The sequence below is a fragment of the Legionella bozemanae genome (assembly GCF_001648595.1).
GTDB classification, from domain to species: domain Bacteria; phylum Pseudomonadota; class Gammaproteobacteria; order Legionellales; family Legionellaceae; genus Legionella; species Legionella bozemanae.
Genome location: NZ_LBAW01000003.1, coordinates 38,754 through 58,182 on the forward strand (window position 1 = coordinate 38,754; position 19,429 = coordinate 58,182).

The following is a 19,429-nucleotide window of genomic DNA, read 5'->3' on the forward strand; positions in this document are numbered from 1 at the left end:
CTTTATAAATATAGCATTCAGAAAAAAAGCATCTGTCCAAGTTCAAAGTTTTTATATGCATGCGCAGGGGCAATTTTGTCTTTCATCATCAACTTTCTTTATCAAGGGTCTTTTTGTACTTGCTTTGCAAAGGTTGAAATGAACTTATTTAACCGTTACCATGACCAATCATTTGAATACAAATAATTCGAACAGAAATAAAAAATCAGGGTGTTATTTGTAGTATCTGAGTTTTCGATAGCTAGAGAAATCTTCTCAAAAACAGTATTGGAAGTAACTTTCAATACGCCAATTAGTAGCACTCGCTAAAAAATATTAACCAAGGGAGGATTATCAAATGGATAATCAAATGAACAATCTCTTAAAAGCAACTAAGAATGCTGCGCAATTAGCTTGCACATCGGAGCAGGAAGAAATTTTTTTTAAAAGTAATGGTGTTTTAACATTAGGGGTAGAAATTGAGCTGCAACTCATCGATTCTGAAAACTATAATTTATGTTCAAGAGCTACTGATGTACTAAGTGCCACAGCCCATCTCGAAAAAATTAAGCCCGAGTTTTATTTAAGTACTATAGAGGTGAATACAGGTAAATGTATTACCACCCAGGAGGTTGAAAAGGATCTTTATAAAACACTTGCTGCACTACAAGATATAACAAAAAATTTGGGAATTTTATTTTCAACAACAGGCTCCCACCCATTTTCTAAATATGCGGATTGGGAAATTTCTCCTACGATGCGTTATCAGGAGTTAATTGATCGCAATCAATGGCTTACACGTCGTATGAGCGTATATGGCCTGCATGTTCATATCGGTATGTCCAGTGGTGAAGAGTGCATTCGATTTAATAATTTTTTCATGTATTTTTTACCTCATTTATTGGCGCTGTCCTCCAGCTCTCCTTTTTGGCAAGGAATTGATACCGGACTTGCGTCATGTCGTCCTACTACTTATGAGGCTCTCCCTACTGCAGGACAACCCTACCATGTCCGTACGTGGCAAGACTTCGAAAACTTATATAAAACATTAAAGTTATGCGGTTCGATTAAATCGCTTAAAGATTTATGGTGGGATTTAAGACCAAGTCCTGGCTTTGGAACATTGGAAATTCGTGTATGTGATGGCGCGGCAACACTTGCAGAAACATTGGCGCTTGTTGCATTGATTCATACTCTTGCTCACTGGTTTGCTGATAATGGAAGTTGGCTTGAATCAGTTGCCTACCCTCCTTATTGGCTTGCTCGGGAAAATAAATGGAGAGCGATTCGTTATGGTTTGGATGCTGAATTAGTCATGAATACGGAGGGAAAAACCAAGTTAATGCGTGAAGATATCAATGAATGGATTGAAAAATTAACCCCATATATCAAACAGTTAGGCTATCAAAATTATTTTTCTACTCTGCAAATGATCATGGACTCAGGTACAAGTTCCGAACGCCAACGAAAAGTATTTGCCCATCATGATTGTCTTAAAGAGATAGTCAAGCACAACGTAAACGAATTTTTATTACAAACTCCTCAATACCAATGTGAATCGGTTCTTACATAGCAGCCCAATAAGCGAATCTTTAATAAAAATAAGTCGAGGAAGACATCTATGAAACAAGTAACCTATACATCAAAAAAACTAGGTAATGTACTTATTAAAAGTGAATTGAATCAATATACAATGTGCTCAAAAAGGTTGGTGGCAAAATCCCTTAACCAAGATGAAGTGCGTTTTTTAGTCGATAAATACACTCATCTTTTAGAAAATCCTGAAAATACACGGTTGTTTGGTGAAGGAGAACCCTGGACGCCTGCTGCAGTAGAAGAGTTTATCCAAGATGAAACGAAATGTTGGAACTCGGGTAACAAGTTCTCCGTGTTTTCAATTTACCTTTCTGCTACGCAAGAGTTTATTGGTTATCTCCATATAAAACATTCTTTAAAAGATTTCTCGAAGGTAGGAACTGGTCATCCTAATGTTGGGGAGATTATTTATATTATTGATCAAGCGTTTTGGGGAAAAGGCTATGGAACTGAAATTGCAATCTTAGGAAAAAAATTTATTAAACACATTATTTCTGAGAGTGACAAAGAAACCCTAGAAAAGAATATTAAAGAAATTGTTGCTACAGCTCATCCCTCCAATGAAGGCTCAAAAAAAATTTTACAAAAAACACTGAAAAATCAGGAACAGCAAGAATTTACTAAATTTAATGGGCAGCCACGTCTATTATTTTTTAAACCCTTAAAAACCGATGTTACCCTGGCAGATGAATCTCACGCGTTAACCGCAAAATTATAAAAAGGAGGGGACTATGTGTGGTATTGCTGGCGAATTCCAATTCAATAAAAAAAATATTCCTCTTTTTAATCTGGAAAAAGCTTTGCTGAAGCAGTTCAACCGCGGCCCTGATGATGGTCAAATATATCTTACGAAAGGCATGGCGCTTGGACACAGAAGGCTGAAAATATTCGACCTGTCTCATCGTGGAATGCAACCTATGGTTGATTCGGATTTAGGGCTGGCATTGGTTTTTAATGGAGCAATCTATAATTTTGTGGCGTTGCGTGAAGTCTTAAAATCTAAAGGATACTCTTTTATTTCAAACAGTGATACTGAGGTACTTCTTAAAGCCTATCATGCCTGGGGGAAAGATTGTGTGCACCGCTTTTCTGGTATGTTTGCTTTCGCAATCTGGGAACAAAAGACGGGAAAATTGATACTTGCCCGTGATCGTTTAGGTATTAAACCGCTTTATTACAGCGCTGATGCAAATTATGGATTTAAATTCGCATCCACCTTACCTGCATTAATTGAATTTGGTGATGTCGATACATCAATTGATAAAATTGCGCTTCATTATTACCTTACATTTCATGCAGTCCCTGAGCCGCTTACTATTTTATCGGGTGTAAAAAAACTTTCTCCAGGCTCCATCATGACTATTCATCCTGATGGTAAAATTGAAGAAGAGACTTATTGGGACTTAAAATTTGATAATACAAAAGCCGATCATTATCGTGATGAAAATTATTGGATAAAAGAAACTTATGAAGTATTAAAATCAGCAACACATCGCCAATTAGCAGCAGATGTTCCTATTGGCATTCTCCTTTCTGGAGGGTTGGATTCTTCATTGCTCGTGGCGATGGCTTCCAAACTTGGGTATAAAAAAATTCAAACATTCTCTATTGGTTTTGATAGCTTAAAAGGGAATAAAGGCGATGAATTTTTCTATTCCAATCTGGTTGCGAAACAATTTAATACGCACCATCGGCAAATGTTCATTTCAAACAAGCAGTTAGCCTATTCATTGGGAGATTGTATTGCTGCAATGTCAGAACCTATGCTAAGCCATGACAATATTGGCTTTTATCTTCTCTCTCATGAGGTTGCCAAACACGTTAAAGTAGTACTTTCAGGCCAAGGTGCTGATGAGATTTTCGCAGGGTATCATTGGTTTCAAAATATACATGCAAACCCAGTATTACCGTCACAGTCAGCGCAAATAATTTTTAACAAAGTAGCCGATCGTTCCTTTCAAGAATATCAGCAACTTGTAATGCCAGACTTTCACACTGCATTTCATGCTTCTGATTTTCTAATTAAACTTTGTGAAAAAAATAATTCTAAAAATCCAATTGATAATCTGCTTCGATATGAAAGTACCTTTGCATTGGCAAATGGACCTTTAAGTCGGGTTGATAATATGACCATGGCAGCAAGTCTTGAGGCAAGAGTACCCTTTCTGGATGAAGAAATGCTCAAGCTCGCTCTTTCCATGCCCCTTCAATATAAATTACCGCAAAAAGGGAAATATATTTTAAAACAACTTGGAAGAAAAATGCTTCCTAAACCAATTGTAGATCGCCCTAAAGGATATTTTCCTGTCCCAGCATTGAAATATTTAGAAGGAAGTACCTTAGAGTTAATGCGCGATGTACTTTCTCCTGAAAAAATCAAGCAAAGAGGCATTTTTAATTTACAAGCAGTTCAAGAGCTATTTACAAGCGCAACAAAAAATTTTACCCCTTCAGGTATTTCTAAACTATGGCAAGTCGGCTTACTTGAATATTGGCTGCAACAGCATAAGCTATGAACTTATTATCTCTTTATGCCGGGTCGAATTGACCCACCCAACTTGCTTTTACTCAAAAGAACGGAGTATATGGGCAAGGAAAATATACAGTCAAAAAGCTCAACTATTTGATAATTTGCATTATTTATTATAGAGTTTCGTAGTGTACGATTACTTAAGCAAGCATTGACAATTAATCCACACCGAAGTTATTTAGCAATTACTTATTTCCATATAAGCATTATCAAGATATAGAACATTGTAATTCGTTACGGTACATGAGGATTTTGCATTGTTCGTTTTGGAATTTTTAAAAATCTTAAAGTAAGTTGTATCATTCTAGGAAGAGGCTTTAATGAAAATATTTGGTGTTTATGTCGTATCTAATAAAAATGAAATTATTTTATCTGTTAACAATGAAACAGATTCTATCTCGAGCTTCTTCCCTATAAAAAAAGATGACCCTTTTATTACCTCCACTACCTTGAAATATGCAAGTAAAAATCCGAAACATTTTCCCTACCAACACGAAAAAAAGTTTTACTATGGAATAAACGATGGGACAGGTAATTCATACTTCCTTGTTTCAGATGTAAAAGATGATAAATTAGTTAAGACTTTATTAGAGCAAGTAAAAGAAATCGATTTAACAACGGAAACACAACAAAACAAGTTCATTGCCATTAAAAATAAGATCTCAATGTATGCAAATGAAACAGCCGCATCATTGCCTCCACATATTATTTTCCGTGATCTAAAAAATAGATTTAATAATCTTTGGTCTTAGCTCGCACTAGTTCCTCATCACCAACAATCGTAGATACTGTCTTAAAAAACAAGCAAGCTTTTAATGAAAATTTATCTTGCTTTTAAAGATACAAGCTTGGTTACGTGAACCAGGATTTAACCACCAGAAGCAGCAAAATAATGCCATGAGCATAGTTAGAGAGGAACTCTAGTTGCAAGCACCCTAAATCACTTGCCTATTCTATTGAAGAGCTCTGAAAAGTTCTTACAACTTCGTGAGTATTATTATTGATAATAGAGCCATTATAATGTGTGGTTTGATTATGCGCCTTTGCCATCATCCAGAGATACAGCTCTTCTAAATCATCACTATTTCTTTCATCTATAGTTTTCTCTTCTATATACAATTTTGCAGTATAAATAAACATAATTTGTTCCTCGGTAGATATTAATATTTAGGATATCAAGAAAGAACAATTGTTTATTTTTTTAGACTTATTCAAAGTTGATTCGCATTCCTTTCTTATAGTATGGCATAAATATTGATTTTAGGATTAACTAAACATAAACAAAGAATCAGACTATACATGCTTTGGAATTTGCTCGTGAAGAAAGTATTTTCATTGTTTGGTAACAGGCTATGCTACTTAATTTATTAATTTTTATGAAAAATTTAAAAATAAAAATTTCCGCTTGAATTGCGATCACATAATATTGTTACAATGGACTTTGGTAATCATTAATATAAAAAAGGTAGAAGGAACTCCAATGACTAACAGATTTGCATTTTGCGCACAGTCACTTGTACTTGTAACATCCGTTTGCGCAGTGACCTCATTTGCGATTGCCGCTTCTTCTTCAATACCTGCCCCCATTTATGGTTCATACATTAGACACTTGGATCGAGCAAAACAAACATTTAATGGTAAACCTAATCCTAACAACCGCCCCACCAAGCAAAAGGAAGATTTCTTCACTGTGTGTAACGCAGCAGGTTGTGTGGCCCATACACCGAACCTGTATGCTCCTCCTGGTGCTCCCAAGTACATAGACTATCACTGGAATAATAATCGCTGGGAATTAAAGGCTGCTCACTTCTTCATTTGCAATAACGGCAACAAAGTCAAATCTACTTTATTCGAATTTTTTACATCGAACGGAGACGGGAGTTTTTCTGGTCAACGAAGTATTAAAATAGGCGGAGCAGGATGCCCTGAAGAAGGTCCTGGAGTATATAGGATACCTTTTAAGTTAATCCCTGCTTAAGAGAACTCATGGGATAAATACGCAAGTTATTTTGAGGAGGACTCAAAATAATTTAATTTTTATAGAGTATTTTGTTTGTAAATCAAATATGTTAAAGCCCTGGGAGCACGTAGATTGAGTCATTTTGACCGGAGGTATCGTCAGTTTTTTGATAAGAATCCTCCTACAAATTTTTTCGCCTACGTACTGCGCATAAAGCGCAGTACGTAGAGAAATTTAAATAAAAATGTGACAATACCTCAGGTCATTGTGACCCAAGAATCTTCGGTATTTAGCTATTATATTAGGTCTAAAGACTCAATCTTGTGCCTTAAGGTAGCTTGCACCAGGCTATGCTTACTGGCCTCCCATTAACCTTAAGTCGTTATTGATTATTGTTAATTTAGATATATAGTTTTCAGCAAGCACAGGATCATTTACTGCCTTAGATAATTTGCCCCAAACAATATGATCCTCATTTTTATCGGTAGGATATAACATCCATGATTCGGAATATTGATCTTTTAGAAATGCAATTGCCATATTATTTAAGTCAATAATGCTATTAATAAACACGTTTTTCGCATCTTGGGTGTTTTGATATACCGCCGCCATTCCCATAACCAATTCAAAATAGATACTTGCTATGTCATGAGGATCCGCATCCTTTAAAAGATCAATTGTAATTTTTTCTGAGGGCCATCTAATTATTGGAACTTCATATATTCCATAAATTTCCCTGACAATTGGCAAAGGATTAGAAATACTCTCACCCATACTGTCATTATCAATTAAAGAAAAAATATTTGTTTCTATATTATAAAACGTATTTTCCGGATGAAAATCATCATGAATTACCGACAGCAGATTTCTTGGAGATATAAATTGCTCAGCACCGATGATACTTTTATGTAATTCACTGGTTTGACGACCAATTTTATAAAAAATATCTTTAAGTTTATTTATATCTTTATTGTGCAGCAGTTCATAACTCATTGTTTTAAAAAGTTCTTTTCCTTGAGCAGCTTCAAGAACGGCAAAATAATAATTATTTATATCATTTTTTACTGTGTAATACTGAATTAATTTGCTTAAACAAATGGTAGCCGCTTCAGGATTATTTTGAATCGCGTGTAGTTTGGAATAGTTTTGTAATGCAAACAAAGACTCTGCTTCTTTTTTAGATGAAAGCCCTTTTATAACAAATTTCATTTGATTATCTATATAAACAAGATAGATAAAATTATTTGCTGCTCCTGCTTTTAATTTTGTGACTGAAACATGTTGTTCATTAAAACCATGTGCAGAGGCAAAATGTTTCGCAACATAAAGAGCAACTTCAGGCTCCCAAATTTTGGTAACCTTATTGGAAATATCCCCGAAGTCATATCGTTCAATATGTGCGGCAATGGAATTACCGGGCAATAAACAGACAGTTAGAACACTAACAATAAAAATATAATTTAATAGACTTAGAGTTTTGGATTTAAGAATGGAAAAGTTCAATGAATATCTCGAAGGATTAAAAATGACCAAATTGTATGCCATGTGACATATAGGATCAATAGGCTATGCTTGCTATCCTCTTTGGCAAAGCCTGACAACCCTGTTTCACTGCTTCAGTTTGCTCCTGGTTTTGGCTTGCAACTGAATCTTGATCACACTCCTGCCTACACCCCGCTCCCACGACTTGTTCGTGTGAGCGGGACGTAGGAATAGGACTGGACTGTTTTTTCAGCGATGTGTAGAAGATTCAGTTGCTTGCAACCAGGATACCTTTGCTTAAAAGACCATAGCCCGTATCTTATATAGGCTATTCGACTTATAGGGATTCTATCCTAAGCATAGTTTAGTAGCATATTCTTCTGCAGCAGCTCTTGTTTTATTCATACCACCACTGGAATAAGCAAAATTATAGCCATCAATAAAGCATTGAACCGAATTTTTTGTATAAAAACTACTCGATTCATAATCACTTATTGTAGCAGCAAAGCTTTTGGCAGCACTTCTGGTTTTATCCATGCCACTGCTTTTATAAGCGAAATCATAAGAAAGTTGAAATGTTTTAAAATAGGCTAATGGGCATACTTTATTAGATACTTCTGTAGCAAACTTTTCTGCTTCAGACGAAGTTGCATCTAAACCACTTGCACTATAAGCCCATTTATAGGACTCTTGCAGTACGCTTAACTTATTTCCACAATTAATATTATTTGGATAACTAATTACAGCCTCCATTTGATCAGCCAATACCTCGATGGTTTTTTGCTGCTCTGTATTTAATGAGTACTCTATATAATAAACTTTCTCTGCCAATCTATATAATTTCTCATATAAAGTTGCACTACTTGGCGCAGCTATGGTTGATGAAGAGAGAACGGCCATTATATAACACATCTTGTGATTAATTTTCATGTTTCAATCCTATATCCTAATAAGTTTCCATAATCGCTAGGGCGAGATATGACGCAAGGATTATATAATTCAATCATTGGTTTCAGCAATTAAAGATAACGGAGGGCGCATGTGCAGCCTGGTTACAGTGGTAAAAACCTGATACGCTGTTACACACTTCGGGTAAATCCTGGTTGCAAGCAACCAGGCTGCACGTGCAGGAAAATACTAATACACAGGGAGCGATGATTATGGATTTACAATTAAAAAATAAAAAGGCATTAGTAACAGGTTCTACTGCAGGTATCGGACTCGCTATTGCACAACAACTTGCCGCTGAAGGAGCTGTGGTGGTAATCAATGGTCGAACAGAACAACGAGTACACGAAGCGATAAAACAAATAAAAATAAATACGCCTCATGCTCAGTTAATTGCAGCAGCTGCTGATATAGGTAAAAAGGAAGGAATAAATAAATTAATAGAAGAAGTTACCGAAGTAGATATTCTTATTAATAATGCTGGAATTTATGATGCCAAACCATTTTTAGATATTTCCGATGAGGAATGGTTTCAGATGTTTGATGTTAATGTAATGAGTGGAGTACGTTTAAGCAGACATTACCTGCAATCCATGTTGAAAAATAATTGGGGGCGAATTATTTTTATTTCCAGTGAGTCCGGAGTGCAAATACCAAGTGAAATGGTGCATTATGGTATGAGCAAAACAGCACAGTTAGCTGTTGCCAGAGGAATAGCAGAAAACCTTGTAGGAACTAATATTACGGTAAATTCAGTCCTTCCAGGACCGACTCGCAGCGAAGGAGTTAACCAATTTATAAATAGCTTGGGAAAATCGCAACACAAAACAGCGGAGCAAGTAGAACAAGAGTTTTTTGCAACCGTACGTCCCTCTTCACTTATTAAGCGTTTTGCGACACCAGAGGAAATCGCTAATACAGTCACTTATCTATCCAGCCCCTTAGCTTCTACAACTCATGGAGCTTCCGTGCGGGTCGATGGAGGAATTATACGTTCTATAGTTTAATTTCCAGTAAGTGTAGCCTGATTGCAAGTAACTAGGCTACACTCCATAAAGTGAGTTGATAACTTATGCTATTTCATCTAGATTATAAATAATAGAAACAATAGGGAACACAATATTGTTGTGTGTGTTCCAATTCAAGGACGAAACCTATGTCGCTATTAATCAATTACATGAAGACATTACGCTTCCTCTTAAGACGGAAGGATCTGGGGTCTTTTGTCAAAGAGCACGACCGCCTGTTCTCTCTTGCAAAGCAAACTCACAATCATGCAGTCGTTGCCTCCCATTATTATGACCTCATGGCGGAGGTGATTGAAATTGCTTATGGCACCAGTTGGGTTTTTTATCCGCCCGATCATGTGGGACAATCACGCGAGGAGACCATTTCGAACTTGCATAAACGGATCAATGCAGTACTCTGCCTTTTACCCGGAAAAACAGCCCTCGATATGGGCTGCGGCCTTGGTGGCGCAGCACGTGATATTGCCCGTCATTCTCAGGGGAAAGTGCTTGGGGTCACCTTGTCTCAGGCTGAAGTAGAGCGGGCGAATGCCCTCAACCGTGAACAAAATCTGGATCACTTGTGCGAAGTCATCCAAGGAGATTACACCCAAAACTTGCCGTTTCCTAATGATTTCCTGGACTCAGCATATAGTATTTACTCACTTAAATACATTTCCAAGGATCTGCTTCCCCAGGTATTCGGAAACGTCCATCGTGTAATGCAACCGAATGCACGATATGTAGTCTATGATGCAGTTCTGACATCTAAATACGATAGGGACAACCCGCAGCATCGCGCGCTGGTTGAGCGGATTGAGTTTGTAACGGGTATGCCGCCTCTGCACACGAGTGAAGATCTGATCGATGCGGCCCGCAGCGTAGGCCTAAACCTGATCTCTGAAACAGAAACTTCAAAAGATCTTGGGTGGAGCTATTTTTTTACCGAAAACAAGCTCTTAGCTGGTGCGCTTCGTTCTCAGATAGTGGGAAGCGCGATTTTCGGCCTTGAAACGGTTCGCCTCTTTCCAAATGGATTCTCAGACTTCTACAACACGTTCATTGCAGGGACTGTAAATGCCCTGGTCGATGCCGACCGCTTAGGGATTGTGTCGTTCTCTCGGTTGTTCGTTTTTACAAAGACCGACTCCTGATGTTTTTAAAAGGACTCTAAAACCATGAAAATATTGGTCACAGGAGCTAGTGGACACATTGGAAATAACCTCATTCCTGAGCTTATTAGAAAACAATATGCTGTGCGAATACTTGTGCGAAGTGAACTACCCAAATACCTCACTCATTTTCCTCTGGAGGTATGCCAGGGAGACATCTTACATCCGGAGTCTTTATATCATGCTACTCGAGATATTGATACCGTTTTTCATTTAGCCGCGAAAATTGCAATTACAAATCGAGAAGCAGAAGAAGTCCGTAAAACCAACATTCAAGGCACCCAAAATGTAGTCAGTGCATGCCTTAAAAATCAAGTAAAAAAGCTAATTCATTTTAGCTCCATTCACACACTAATCCAAAGTCATCAAAAATCCAATACTGCTCACATTTTAAATGAAAATTCCCCTCTTGTTTTAGAATCCGTGAATATTTACGATCAATCTAAAGCCCATGCTGAAAAGATAGTGCTTGATAGTTGTGAGCAAGGATTAAATGCAGTTGTGGTTAATCCCACAGGAGTAATTGGCCCAAATGACTATAAATTATCCCTCATGGGCACTGCAATAATTAAAATATACAAGGGATACAACCCTGTTTTGGTGCGCGGAGGATTTAATTTTGTTGACGTTCGTGACGTGGTTCAAGGCGCACTAACTGCTGCTGAAAAAGGCAAATCTGGAGAGCGCTACATCTTAGGCGGCCACGACATAAGCATGCATCATTTAGTCAGATTGATGTCTACTGTAAGACAAAAAAAAATGACTCGTTTGTTTCTCCCCCCAAATATGCTTTACTTTGCGGTACCTCTCATGGAGTTTTTTTCTAAAATCACCAATACAGAACCGCTCTTTACCAAATACGCAATTGAAACGTTGATGTATCCACCAACAGTAGATTGTACGAAAGCTGAAAAGGAATTAGGGTATAAAAAAACAAAAATCGAAACAACAATCCATGATACTCTTCATTGGTTTTCACTGTCTGGCAAAATAAAATTATGACGCAAAACAATCTCACTTTATTTCTTTATTTCTGGAGTACCTTGGCCGTTATCGTATTTTTCACGCTTTTTTTCAAACGAGCACCTTATGGACGTTATGAGCAAGAGAGCAAATCACTTAAAATTCCTGCACATGTTTCTTGGTGTTTTATGGAATTGCCATCGGTGATCACTTTTTTGGTTGTTTTTCTCATGGCAAAACCATCTGCCTATACCTGGGTATTTTTTGTAATGTGGCAATTCCATTACGTCTATCGTTCCTTAATCTATCCGTTTCGCTTAAATAATGCAAAACAGGTTCCAATAGTTATCACGATATCTGCCACGTTTTTTACGACGGTGAATGGTTTTGTAAATGCCTATTGGCTCACTCATTTTCAAGAAATTACCTTGTCAACGTTGCAATCACTTCATTTTATCGTTGGTTTGCTACTTTTTGTTTCGGGATTTGTAATCAATCAACATTCGGACAACATTTTGTTTGACATGAATAAAAATAAAAAACCTGGATCCTACCAAATACCCTACGGGGGCATGTTTCGTTTTTTAAGCAGCCCAAATTACTTTGGTGAAATTCTCGAATGGATTGGTTGGGGTGTAGCGACTTGGTCGCTTGCTGGTTTTTCTTTTACGCTGTGGACAATAGCCAATTTAGCTCCTCGGGCGATCACGCATCATCGTTGGTATCGGTCCCATTTTTCCAATTATCCTCAGGAAAGAAAGGCGCTCATTCCGTTTCTTCTGTGAAAAATTCTACTCAGAATTATAGGAATAAGCTATATACAATTAGAAATAAGACTTGCGCCGCAGTCACGGTGAGTCCGTTTTGTATCATTGCTTTGACATTTTCGCTGCCAGCAAAACCCATTGCAGCAAACATATTAGCACCAGGATAGGCATAATTAGTAACACGGGTCGCAAAAACCAGGCACAAAGCGAACGATATCATGGGCAATTGCATCTGAAGCACACTAGGATAAAAGAGCTGATGCAGCATTTTAATGGTTGCTTCCGCAGCGCCTGGCATGCCAAAAGCACCTGTGAACCCAATTAACATCGATAATACCGGTTTGCCACCTAAATTAATTAATGGAGTTAATAGTTCTGTTAGGGCACTAAATCCTCCCGCCTGATGAATTAAAACCATGAAAGGATCAAATAAAATAAACAGAAAGAAGAGATGCAGGCTTTTTCGCATTCCCTCAACTAACAATTTAAAAATTTGATTTAAACTTAATTTACTCGCCAATCCAGTAATAAGCGCTAGAAATAACATGACAAAAATAACATAGGTGGTTTTTGCCTGAGCAAATAAACCATAGACCACACAGGCCATAAAGGAAATCAAAAAGAGCAAAGTAGCGCGCTTTTGTTGTTTACTGGGCACAAATGGTTCTGAAGTATCCTCTTCTTCGCAAGATTCATGTGCATACGTTCGTTGTAATCGATTCGCCATAAACCAGGTAGTCATTAAGGTAACCAGGGCCACGGGAAGAGATGCATAAAGAAGTACAGCCTCATAATTTAGTCCGGTAATGCCCAGTAAAGCCACTACTGGAGGGGCAAAAGGCCCAAGAATTAACGCTTCTTCCGCTGAAGCCTGCATTAACACAGCCAAACTAGGTCGTGATAATCCAACAGAACCCGCAATAGGGCGTAAACTGGGTGCTAAAATAGCTAATCCTCCAGCCAAGGTACCAAGCAACCCTACAATGATAAAAGATGAAAGCACAATGCCAATTTTAGCCCGTCGTTGAGTATTAATCCCAATCCCATAAACAATTTGGTGCACCAAAGTATGACTGACCTGAGTATGCGTTAAGATCTCGCCTAAGCCATGGCCTAGCATGATAATAAAACCAACTAAGGCCATGAATGAGCCTAAAGCATTGGCCATAGAGTTGCCAATGTCAATTGGACTGCTTAAATTCCACAAATAGCCCAGTCCCACACAGAGAGCAGTCGCTATTAACGCATCAACATTGCGGAATAACATCACGACATAAAGAACAATAATGGCTAAACTGGCTAACTGAATGTAAAAAGACATTAATGGATCACTCCAATCTGCTTTAATCCTTGGCTAATACCTTCAATTCCCAAACCAGGTTTGTCTGCCAAAATAATTTTATTGCCAAGGCATTGTGCCCCGCCAAGAATATAATTGTCACGAATCAAATAAATAGGATCAAGATCCGCATAGAGGATATCAGGCTTACTTAAAGCAAAACTGGCTACAGCAGCAACGCCAATGGGTGACTCCAGCATACAGCCGACCATGATTTTCATTTGTGCTGTTTTAGCAATATTATAAATCGCTTGAGCATTCGCAATACCACCCGATTTCATCAACTTAATATTGATGCCATCACAGGCATTAATTTTTACAATATTCAGGGTATCTTCGGGAGAAAAGCAAGCCTCGTCGGCAATGATAAGACAGTCAACCTGTTCGTTAATCGCTTTTAAATGCAGTAAATCTTGAGCACTAATAGGTTGCTCGACCAAAGAGATATTCACATGCTGTTGTTTTAATGAATCAATAACCTTTAAGGCATCTTCATAAGACCACCCCTGATTGGCATCTACAAGTAACGTGGTGGAATTACCTACAGCGTGACGAATAGCCTGGGCACGCCTGATGTCTTCAATTGGATTTAATCCTAATTTTATTTTTATTGTTTGGTGCCCTTGCTTGACGAGGTCAATAGCATCCTGCACCATAGCGCCGATCTCTTTAACGCTTATAGTAATACACGAGCTCATGCTGTTCGTGTTACCTCCCAGCAATTTATAAAGAGGTAAACCACAATATTGGGCAAATAAATCATGCAAGGCGATATCAATGGCAGCTTTCGCAGAAGTATTACCTACTATAGCCTGGTTATTCATCTGCAGTAATAAATTCAACTCAGAAATACTTCGTCCAATCAACTGTGGACCAAGCATGGTTTTAATTGCAGTGATAATAGATTCCGTACTGTCTCCAGTGATGGCTGGGGTTGATGCTGCGGAACCATAACCCAAATTGCCACTATCCGTTTTAATCATTACCACCACATCCTCAACGCATTCGGTACGTCTTACGGCAGTTATAAATGGGCGAATTAATGGAATAGTTAATTGCGCAATATGAATCTCCGTAATGTTCATCTAAGCACCTTTTCTAAGTTTATGGTGTCTAAAAATACATTCTCTTTTCAAGTTAGAGGGATATTTTTAAAAAGCTTAATAACCCTGTTTTTCTGCTTCTGGTTTAATCCTGGCTGCAAGTAACTAAATCTTATACACATCGCTGAAAAACCAGCCCAGGCGCTATTCCTACGTCTCCGCGACGATGTTATCCCTTCTTTATAATGTCTTGAGCCCTTCCTCAATGATAGAAAGTCCAATTTCCAAATCGTTTACCTCAGTAGAAAGCGGCATGAGGAGACGGATTACATTTCCGTATCCTCCGCAACTAAGAATTACCAGTCCATGCTCTAAACAAAATCGTGTTAACCTGTCCGCCGCTTCTTTATTTGGTGCCTTTGTGCTTTTATCCTCCACAAGTTCGAGCGCCTGCATCGCACCCAACCCCCGAACATCGCCTACTATTTTATATTTTTCTTTAAATCCAGAAAGCCTGGAATGAAGTACTTTTGCAAGATGAGTGACATGTTGCAAAAGCCCTTCTTCTTCAAAGATTTTGAATACTTCAAGAGCTGCGGCACAACTTAGTGGATTTCCTCCAAAGGTTCCGCCCAACCCGCCCACCATTGCAGCATCCATCATTTCAGCTTTTCCTGTGACAGCAGCGATCACTGTTCCGCCACCCAGTCCCTTTGCTGATACAGTAAGGTCAGGATCCACTCCCATTGTCTTCATCGCAAATAGATTTCCAGTACGTCCAAAACCAGATTGAATTTCATCTGCAATGAAAACAATTTTGTTTGCCGTACAAAACTCACGAAGTTTTTGTAAAAATGGAACTGGAAATTGTATGAATCCCCCTTCCCCTAACACGGGTTCTAAAATCACTGCAGCGGTATTTTCAACACCTACGCGAAAATTAACCAGTTCAGAAAAATCATTAAAACACTCTTCGACACAATTTTTTCCCTGCCAACGATACTCATACGGAATGGCAGCACGATGAACTTCTGCAAGAAATGGACCAAATCCATGCTTGTAGGGTTTATTCTTTGCTGTAAGTGCCATGGCCATGTAAGTGCGGCCATGGTACGCATGATCAAAACAAATCACTGCTTGTTTTCCGGTATAGGCACGAGCAATTTTAATCGCATTTTCTACAGCTTCAGCTCCTGAATTCAACAGGATTGATTTTTTTTCGAAATGTCCAGGTGTGAGATCATTTAATTTTTCACACACGTTGATATAGCCTTCATAGGGAAGAATATTAAAACTCGTGTGCATGAATTTTTCAGCCTGAGCCTTGATTGCATTGACTACTGCATCGGGACAGTGCCCTGTATTTACCACTCCAATTCCAGATGAAAAATCCAAAAATACATTTCCATCTACATCCTCTACAAACGAACCTTTTGCCCGCTCCACAAAGATGGGTGTAGCGTGAAAGGGACCGCGAGCAACATGTTTATAACGCCGCTCCATCAATACTTTTGATTTTGGTCCTGGTATTTGCGTTTTAATATGTATTTGATTCATTAGTACCATCCAATTGGTGTGTCATCCAGATTAATATTCACTTGCTTGATTTCAAGATAGCTTTCGATTCCATACAAACCTAACTCACGACCAGCTCCACTTTGTTTGTAGCCCCCCCAAGGCATTTCATTATGAGTTGGATGGTAATGGTTTACCCAAAGAATACCGGCACGAATTTGCGAGGTCACTCGATGAGCACGAGTAAGGTCCTTAGTCCACACAGCGGCTGCCAAACCATAATCGGTATCGTTTGCAATTTGAATTGCTTCTTCTTCCGTATCAAAAGGAATGACTGCGAGTACCGGACCAAAAATTTCTTCTCGAGCGATGCGCATTGTGGGCTTCACCTCATCAAAAATAGTTGGCTCCAAAAAATTTCCTTTTGCAAAAACTTCACCTGTAGGGCGTTTCCCGCCACAGATCAATTTTGCACCTTCATCAATCCCTATCTTGATGTAATGTTCTACTTTGTCGCGGTGCGCACTTGAAACCAATGGACCCATTTTTACTCCATCGTCCAAGCCATGGCCTAGCTTGATATTTGGAATTTTTTTCAACATTCCTTCCACGATTTTTTCGTGAATAGAGCGCTCAACTATCAAGCGGGAGCCAGAAGAACATACCTCGCCTTGATTGGCAAAAGCGCCAAAAAGAGCACCGTCAATTGCCATCTCCAGATCGCAGTCTGCAAATACAATATTTGGATTTTTTCCACCAAGTTCTAATGATATTCGCTTCAAATTTCCCGTAGCGGCTTGCATTATTTTTTTGCCGGTAACAGTTCCACCAGTGAAGGCAACTTTATCCACCATCGAATTAGTGGATAATTCTTCACCTACTTCCATCCCGGGACCAGTAATGAGATTCACGACACCTGCTGGAAATCCACATTGATCAATCAGTTTGAATAACTCAAGCGCAGTTATTGGTGTCAATTCTGAAGGTTTTAATATGACGGTATTGCCTGCTGCAAGTGCGGGAGCAAGTTTCCAAGCGGCCATAAGTAGTGGGAAATTCCAGGGAATAATTTGTCCGCACACACCGATAGGCTCGCGTACCACATAACTAAAAGAGTTCGCCGGAACTGACATCGTTTCGCCATGAATTTTAGTAGCGAGACCTGCGTAAAACTCAAAACAATTGGCGGCATCGGTCACATCATACTCTGCTTCTGCCAAAGGTTTTCCACAGTTTCGCGTTTCCAGCTCTGCTAACATTTTGGCATTGGCGCGAATTAAATCAGCAACTTTGAATAATAGTTTACTTCGATCAAGCGCTGATGTTTTTCTCCAATCACCTTCATCGAAAGCTTTGCGTGCCGCTTTGATTGCGAGCATAACATCTTCTTTGGTACTTTCTGGAACTGTTGCAAGCAATTGGCCATTACCGGGATCAATAATATCGCGAGTGCCCCCGTTTTGGGCTAAAGTAAATTTTCCATCAATATACATTTCATAACGTTTCATTTATTAAATCCCTTTTTATTGAGTGTACTAAGTTTATTATAACTCCGACTTCGCTCTCCTGATTATTTTCAAGCAACGAAAATATTAAGTTAAAATTTTAAAATCAGATTATTTTTGTGAGCTATACTAAAAATATAGTGGGGTAGCTCAATTTATACCTCTATTTCAAATAATTACAAATAGATGCTTCTATTTGAGGGGTACTTTATGGATCAATCTACGGCTCAAATAGTGTTTAAAAATAAAATTCTCATTCTTGGATTCGGCAGCATTGGCCAAGCAATATTACCTCTTTTATTCCAATATTTTAAATTAGATCCATCGCAAATCCACATCCTGTCAAAACATAATCTTGGAGCAGATGTGGCAAACAATTATGGCGTCTCATTCAAAGAATGTGCGGTTAAAGAAAATAATTACCAAGAACTATTGTCCTCTATTCTTAAACCTGGAGATTTTTTGCTAAATTTATCCGTAGGAGTATCCACTATTGATTTAATAAAATATTGCCAGTTAAATAAAATATTATATTTGGATGCAGCCGCTGAGCCTTGGGAAGAACGCTGTAGCGATGAGAATCAACTCTTTTCTAATTATGCGTTACGTGATGCTACATTACAACATAAAAAACAGGGTCCTACCGCAGTTTTAACCCATGGAGCGAATCCTGGATTGGTATCTCACTTTCTGAAACAAGCCTTATGGAATGTGGCAAAAGATAATGAGTGGGAAGGTGAACTACCGCAAAAATCTGTGGAATGGGCACAATTGGCCCATGATCTTGATATCAAAACCATACATATTTCTGAACATGATACGCAAATTACTTCTCAAAATAAAAAACCGGATGAATTTATCAATACATGGTCAGTGGATGCCTTAATTTCTGAGGCGCTTCGACCTGCTGAACTAGGCTGGGGCAGCCATGAACGTCACTGGCCTCGTGATGCAAATCATTACAACTTTGGCTCAAATTGTGGCATATATCTTAGTCGGCCAGGAGCAGAGACCCAAGTCCGTACCTGGACCCCTAACTCTGGCCCTATTAATGGTTTGTTAATTACTCATGCTGAATCTTTATCTATTGCAGAATATTTAACTTTAAAAAAAGATAATAAAGTGTATTACCGACCAACAGTTCATTATGCTTATCATCCATGCCCTGATGCTATTTTATCTTTAAAAGAACTCGTGCAAAGAAAATACATCCCTCAAAAAGAAAAACGAATTATTTTAAATGAAATTGTTGATGGCACCGATGAACTCGGAGTTTTATTAATGGGAAATAAAAAAGGAGCTTATTGGTATGGTTCTAATCTGTCCATCCATGAAGCGCGAAAATTAGTTAAGCATAATAATGCGACAAGCTTACAAGTTGCCGCTGGAGTTTTATCAGGTGTGATCTGGGCTATTAAAAATCCAGAACGTGGGATTATAGAACCTGAAGATATGGACCATGAGTATATTTTGAGTTTAGCCAATCCTTATCTTGGTAAAGTCGCCGGCTATTATACCGATTGGACGCCTCTACAGGGCAGAGACACTTCAAATGATAAAAATATTGATCAAAGTGACCCTTGGCAGTTTATTAATATTCGAATTGATGAAGCTGGATAGAAA

Annotated in this window: 17 protein-coding genes; 10 read left to right on the plus strand and 7 right to left on the minus strand. The window is 38.4% G+C overall.

From position 1 onward, the window contains the following. The first annotated feature begins 337 nt into the window (after positions 1-337). From A8O27_RS03450 to A8O27_RS03465, 4 genes are all read left to right on the plus strand, one after another. On the plus strand, positions 338-1,552 hold the full coding sequence (locus A8O27_RS03450) for a carboxylate-amine ligase (RefSeq protein ID WP_058460512.1): 1,215 nt from the start codon (positions 338-340) through the stop codon (positions 1,550-1,552). 48 nt (positions 1,553-1,600) lie between these two features. Next, positions 1,601-2,293, plus strand: coding sequence for a GNAT family N-acetyltransferase (locus A8O27_RS03455; RefSeq protein ID WP_058460511.1), 693 nt, complete (start codon positions 1,601-1,603; stop codon positions 2,291-2,293). Between the two features lie 13 nt (positions 2,294-2,306). Then, complete coding sequence (locus A8O27_RS03460) at positions 2,307-4,091, plus strand: N-acetylglutaminylglutamine amidotransferase (RefSeq protein ID WP_058460510.1); 1,785 nt, start codon at positions 2,307-2,309, stop codon at positions 4,089-4,091. 334 nt (positions 4,092-4,425) lie between these two features. Beyond that, positions 4,426-4,857, plus strand: a complete 432-nt coding sequence (locus A8O27_RS03465) for a hypothetical protein (protein ID WP_058460509.1) — start codon at positions 4,426-4,428, stop codon at positions 4,855-4,857. Between the two features lie 196 nt (positions 4,858-5,053). Here A8O27_RS03465 and A8O27_RS03470 read toward each other — a convergent pair whose 3' ends face one another. Beyond that, positions 5,054-5,245 (minus strand): hypothetical protein, encoded by a 192-nt coding sequence (locus A8O27_RS03470; RefSeq protein WP_058460508.1) that lies wholly within the window; start codon positions 5,243-5,245, stop codon positions 5,054-5,056. Between the two features lie 340 nt (positions 5,246-5,585). Between A8O27_RS03470 and A8O27_RS18715 the strand changes: the two genes are divergently transcribed. After that, positions 5,586-6,083 (plus strand): MBOE_33420 family protein, encoded by a 498-nt coding sequence (locus A8O27_RS18715; RefSeq protein ID WP_131744470.1) that lies wholly within the window; start codon positions 5,586-5,588, stop codon positions 6,081-6,083. A gap of 336 nt (positions 6,084-6,419) precedes the next feature. Here A8O27_RS18715 and A8O27_RS03480 read toward each other — a convergent pair whose 3' ends face one another. Both A8O27_RS03480 and A8O27_RS03485 read right to left on the minus strand, forming a co-directional pair. Next, entirely contained in the window at positions 6,420-7,610 is a 1,191-nt protein-coding gene (locus A8O27_RS03480; protein WP_058460506.1) for a hypothetical protein, read from the minus strand. A 285-nt stretch (positions 7,611-7,895) separates the two neighbouring features. Then, positions 7,896-8,477, minus strand: a complete 582-nt coding sequence (locus A8O27_RS03485; RefSeq protein ID WP_058460505.1) for a hypothetical protein — start codon at positions 8,475-8,477, stop codon at positions 7,896-7,898. Positions 8,478-8,707: 230 nt separating this feature from the next. On the opposite strand from A8O27_RS03485, the gene A8O27_RS03490 reads away from it, so the two are divergent. From A8O27_RS03490 to A8O27_RS03505, 4 genes are all read left to right on the plus strand, one after another. After that, on the plus strand, positions 8,708-9,502 hold the full coding sequence (locus tag A8O27_RS03490) for an SDR family NAD(P)-dependent oxidoreductase (RefSeq protein ID WP_058460504.1): 795 nt from the start codon (positions 8,708-8,710) through the stop codon (positions 9,500-9,502). A gap of 149 nt (positions 9,503-9,651) precedes the next feature. Next, positions 9,652-10,656: an SAM-dependent methyltransferase gene (locus A8O27_RS03495; RefSeq protein WP_058460503.1), complete on the plus strand. Its 1,005-nt coding sequence runs from the start codon at positions 9,652-9,654 to the stop codon at positions 10,654-10,656. Between the two features lie 24 nt (positions 10,657-10,680). Continuing rightward, positions 10,681-11,676: an NAD-dependent epimerase/dehydratase family protein gene (locus A8O27_RS03500; RefSeq protein WP_058460502.1), complete on the plus strand. Its 996-nt coding sequence runs from the start codon at positions 10,681-10,683 to the stop codon at positions 11,674-11,676. Then, positions 11,673-12,422 (plus strand): methyltransferase, encoded by a 750-nt coding sequence (locus A8O27_RS03505; RefSeq protein ID WP_058460501.1) that lies wholly within the window; start codon positions 11,673-11,675, stop codon positions 12,420-12,422. The genes A8O27_RS03500 and A8O27_RS03505 overlap by 4 nt, the downstream gene beginning before the upstream one ends. Before the next feature lie 16 nt (positions 12,423-12,438). On the opposite strand, the gene A8O27_RS03510 is transcribed toward A8O27_RS03505, so the two are convergent. The 4 genes from A8O27_RS03510 to A8O27_RS03525 form a co-directional block, all read right to left on the minus strand. Then, entirely contained in the window at positions 12,439-13,725 is a 1,287-nt protein-coding gene (locus tag A8O27_RS03510) for a Na+/H+ antiporter NhaC family protein (protein WP_058460500.1), read from the minus strand. Further along, positions 13,725-14,828: a dipeptide epimerase gene (locus A8O27_RS03515; RefSeq protein WP_058460499.1), complete on the minus strand. Its 1,104-nt coding sequence runs from the start codon at positions 14,826-14,828 to the stop codon at positions 13,725-13,727. Before A8O27_RS03515 ends, A8O27_RS03510 begins: the two co-directional genes overlap by 1 nt. A 198-nt stretch (positions 14,829-15,026) precedes the next feature. Further along, positions 15,027-16,343: a 4-aminobutyrate--2-oxoglutarate transaminase gene (gabT, locus tag A8O27_RS03520; protein ID WP_082642478.1), complete on the minus strand. Its 1,317-nt coding sequence runs from the start codon at positions 16,341-16,343 to the stop codon at positions 15,027-15,029. Then, on the minus strand, positions 16,343-17,809 hold the full coding sequence (locus tag A8O27_RS03525) for an aldehyde dehydrogenase family protein (RefSeq protein ID WP_058460497.1): 1,467 nt from the start codon (positions 17,807-17,809) through the stop codon (positions 16,343-16,345). Before A8O27_RS03525 ends, gabT begins: the two co-directional genes overlap by 1 nt. Positions 17,810-18,016: 207 nt before the next feature. On the opposite strand from A8O27_RS03525, the gene A8O27_RS03530 reads away from it, so the two are divergent. Continuing rightward, complete coding sequence (locus A8O27_RS03530; RefSeq protein WP_058460496.1) at positions 18,017-19,426, plus strand: saccharopine dehydrogenase C-terminal domain-containing protein; 1,410 nt, start codon at positions 18,017-18,019, stop codon at positions 19,424-19,426. The last annotated feature ends 3 nt before the right edge of the window (positions 19,427-19,429 follow it).

What these genes read in the sequence shown, in the direction of transcription:
- A8O27_RS03495 (WP_058460503.1), top strand. Translation starts at nt 9,652, where the DNA reads ATGTCGCTATTAATCAATTACATGAAGACATTACGCTTCCTCTTAAGA.
- A8O27_RS03525 (WP_058460497.1), bottom strand. Translation starts at nt 17,809, where the DNA reads ATGAAACGTTATGAAATGTATATTGATGGAAAATTTACTTTAGCCCAA.
- A8O27_RS03470 (WP_058460508.1), bottom strand. Translation starts at nt 5,245, where the DNA reads ATGTTTATTTATACTGCAAAATTGTATATAGAAGAGAAAACTATAGAT.
- A8O27_RS03450 (WP_058460512.1), top strand. Translation starts at nt 338, where the DNA reads ATGGATAATCAAATGAACAATCTCTTAAAAGCAACTAAGAATGCTGCG.
- A8O27_RS03490 (WP_058460504.1), top strand. Translation starts at nt 8,708, where the DNA reads ATGGATTTACAATTAAAAAATAAAAAGGCATTAGTAACAGGTTCTACT.
- A8O27_RS03460 (WP_058460510.1), top strand. Translation starts at nt 2,307, where the DNA reads ATGTGTGGTATTGCTGGCGAATTCCAATTCAATAAAAAAAATATTCCT.
- A8O27_RS03480 (WP_058460506.1), bottom strand. Translation starts at nt 7,610, where the DNA reads ATGGCATACAATTTGGTCATTTTTAATCCTTCGAGATATTCATTGAAC.
- A8O27_RS03515 (WP_058460499.1), bottom strand. Translation starts at nt 14,828, where the DNA reads ATGAACATTACGGAGATTCATATTGCGCAATTAACTATTCCATTAATT.
- A8O27_RS18715 (WP_131744470.1), top strand. Translation starts at nt 5,586, where the DNA reads ATGACTAACAGATTTGCATTTTGCGCACAGTCACTTGTACTTGTAACA.
- A8O27_RS03455 (WP_058460511.1), top strand. Translation starts at nt 1,601, where the DNA reads ATGAAACAAGTAACCTATACATCAAAAAAACTAGGTAATGTACTTATT.
- A8O27_RS03510 (WP_058460500.1), bottom strand. Translation starts at nt 13,725, where the DNA reads ATGTCTTTTTACATTCAGTTAGCCAGTTTAGCCATTATTGTTCTTTAT.
- A8O27_RS03485 (WP_058460505.1), bottom strand. Translation starts at nt 8,477, where the DNA reads ATGAAAATTAATCACAAGATGTGTTATATAATGGCCGTTCTCTCTTCA.
- A8O27_RS03505 (WP_058460501.1), top strand. Translation starts at nt 11,673, where the DNA reads ATGACGCAAAACAATCTCACTTTATTTCTTTATTTCTGGAGTACCTTG.
- A8O27_RS03530 (WP_058460496.1), top strand. Translation starts at nt 18,017, where the DNA reads ATGGATCAATCTACGGCTCAAATAGTGTTTAAAAATAAAATTCTCATT.
- gabT (WP_082642478.1), bottom strand. Translation starts at nt 16,343, where the DNA reads ATGAATCAAATACATATTAAAACGCAAATACCAGGACCAAAATCAAAA.
- A8O27_RS03500 (WP_058460502.1), top strand. Translation starts at nt 10,681, where the DNA reads ATGAAAATATTGGTCACAGGAGCTAGTGGACACATTGGAAATAACCTC.
- A8O27_RS03465 (WP_058460509.1), top strand. Translation starts at nt 4,426, where the DNA reads ATGAAAATATTTGGTGTTTATGTCGTATCTAATAAAAATGAAATTATT.